Origin of the sequence: Halorubrum tibetense (genome assembly GCF_042661865.1) — an archaeon.
GTDB lineage: Archaea > Halobacteriota > Halobacteria > Halobacteriales > Haloferacaceae > Halorubrum > Halorubrum tibetense.
In genome coordinates this window covers 1-1,958 of record NZ_JBHSWW010000373.1, presented here as the reverse complement: position 1 = coordinate 1,958, position 1,958 = coordinate 1, and the positions used below count along the sequence as shown (strand labels likewise).

Sequence of the window (1,958 nt, the reverse complement as noted above, 5' to 3'; positions counted from 1 at the left end):
GACGCTCGTCGACCGGCTGCTCGACGACGCTCCCGTTCCGGGCGAACACGGCGTCGGCCCGGCCGCCGCCGAGCCGCTGGTGTTGTGGGACGTGACGTACGACGGGGTGAGGTTCGAGGTCGACGAGGAGGCGGCGGAGCGCACGGTCGAAGCGTTCGACGAGCGCTACCGTGAGGCCCGTCACGCTGCGGCAGTCACCGGGCGGATACGCGACCACGTCGGTTCGGCCGCGTCGCCGGAGTGACGGGTCGGGACGGGGATCAGTCGCTGGCCGAACGAGGGACCGCCGCTTCGGCAGCAGTCGTCATCGACTCGACCCGAATCATCAGCGTGTTACCGTCGATATCCGCGGCGTCGACGACGCCGGAGAGGCGAAGGCCGGACGCGGGCGTAGGGCCAACGGTGACGCGGTCACCGCCCTCGAACGGGCGGACCGACCCGTGGAGGACGACCTCCGCGCGGCACAGCTCCGGGTTGTTGACGCTCGAAAGGTCGATCTCGCGGACGGTGACTCCGTCGAGCGCCGTCCCGTCCCGCTCGACGGGAACCGGATCCGTGTCGTGTACCCGCTCTAAGTCGAGGACATCGTACGCCTTCTCGGTGGGCTTGTACCCGCCTTCCGGCCCGGCAACGCCTTCGACGAGCCCCAGCGACCGGAGGCTCTGCATCCGGTTCCGGACCGTTCCCGGGTTGCGATCGACGGTCTCGGCGATCTCGCGACCGCAGACGACGCTTTCCTCGTCGTCGGTGAGGCTCACGAGCGAGGTGAGGACGCGTTTCTGACTTGAGCTCAGCTGTAGCGTGGACATACACGAGAAATCGAAATATTCCTGTATAAACGTTCGGTTATATACACCTTATATTGTTGAGAACGAGATAGAGAAGTCGATACAGTACAATAATGTACGATTACGGGCGGCGAAACACGAACGTCCGATTCTCCCGACATCGCGCCCCGTGATCCCTCGTTCTTCGAACGATCCCTGGGTTCGGTGATCGGTCAGTGTTCGTCGGAGTAATCTCCGCGGCGATGGTGGTTCGATGGCCCGATCATCGCCCTTATACGATACCCACGGAGCGTATTTACGCCTCCGAGGGGGACCGGCGACCGTGATGCACACCTCCACGCGTACCGACCCCCACGCCGGGACCGACACCGACCCGGAGTCGGCGTCCGACGGCGACTGCGAGCCGGAGTCCGGGTCCGTGTCGCACACGCCGCGCTCGTCGACGATCGAGCCCGAAGACGCGGAGATCGACCGGATCGCGTCGTTCCTCCGTGACGCCGTCGCCGACGCCGACGCGGACGGCGTCGTGATCAACATGAGCGGCGGGCTCGATTCGACGGTCACCGCCGCGCTCGCCGTCGAGGCGCTCGGACCCGAGCGCGTGTACGGGCTGATACTCCCGTGTAACAAGATCGGCGCGCTCCACGCTCGCGACGCGGAGGGGCTCGCCGACGCGCTCGGGATCGAACACGACACGATCCATATACAGCCGCTCTTCGCTGCGTTCGGGAGCGTGGCTCCTGACCGGTTCGACCTCCACGACGAACCGGTACTCACGGGGAACGCGATCGCGCGGCTTCGGATGACGATCGCGTACCTCGCCGCCAACGCCACCGACTGCCTCGTCTGCGGGACGACGAACCGCAGCGAACGCCTCCTCGGCTACACCACGAAACACGGCGACGGGGCCGCGGATATCCTCCCCATCGGGGACCTGTACAAGACCGAGGTCCGTGTGCTCGCGGCGGCGCTGGACGTACCCGAGTTCGTTGTCGAGAAGCCGCCGACGGCGGGGTTCCTCCCCGGCCAACGCGACGTCGACGATCTCGGTGCCCCGTACGAGGTCATCGACGCGGTGCTGCGAGCCGCGGTCGACGAGGGCGTCGGGAACGCGGCGACCGACGCCGACGCCGATCCCGTCGCGATCGCCGAGCGGGTCGCGAGCCGGGC

The 1,958-nt window shown here is 67.1% G+C and carries 2 protein-coding genes and 1 pseudogene; 2 read left to right on the top strand and 1 reads right to left on the bottom strand.

Features of this window, described 5'->3' with window-relative positions:
* A pseudogene (locus tag ACFQEU_RS15195) lies at positions 1 to 244 on the top strand (tRNA pseudouridine(38-40) synthase TruA); the annotation flags it as partial.
* A 16-nt stretch (positions 245 to 260) separates the two neighbouring features.
* Here the strand turns inward: ACFQEU_RS15195 and ACFQEU_RS15190 are convergent.
* Positions 261 to 809, bottom strand: coding sequence for an Rrf2 family transcriptional regulator (locus ACFQEU_RS15190; protein ID WP_379783519.1), 549 nt, complete (start codon positions 807 to 809; stop codon positions 261 to 263).
* A 304-nt stretch (positions 810 to 1,113) separates the two neighbouring features.
* Between ACFQEU_RS15190 and nadE the strand changes: the two genes are divergently transcribed.
* A partial coding sequence (gene nadE / locus ACFQEU_RS15185; RefSeq protein WP_379783517.1) for an NAD(+) synthase occupies positions 1,114 to 1,958 on the top strand: 845 nt, incomplete at its 3' end.

Coding starts and splice junctions, on each gene's coding strand:
- ACFQEU_RS15190 (WP_379783519.1), bottom strand. CDS start 809: ATGTCCACGCTACAGCTGAGCTCAAGTCAGAAACGCGTCCTCACCTCG.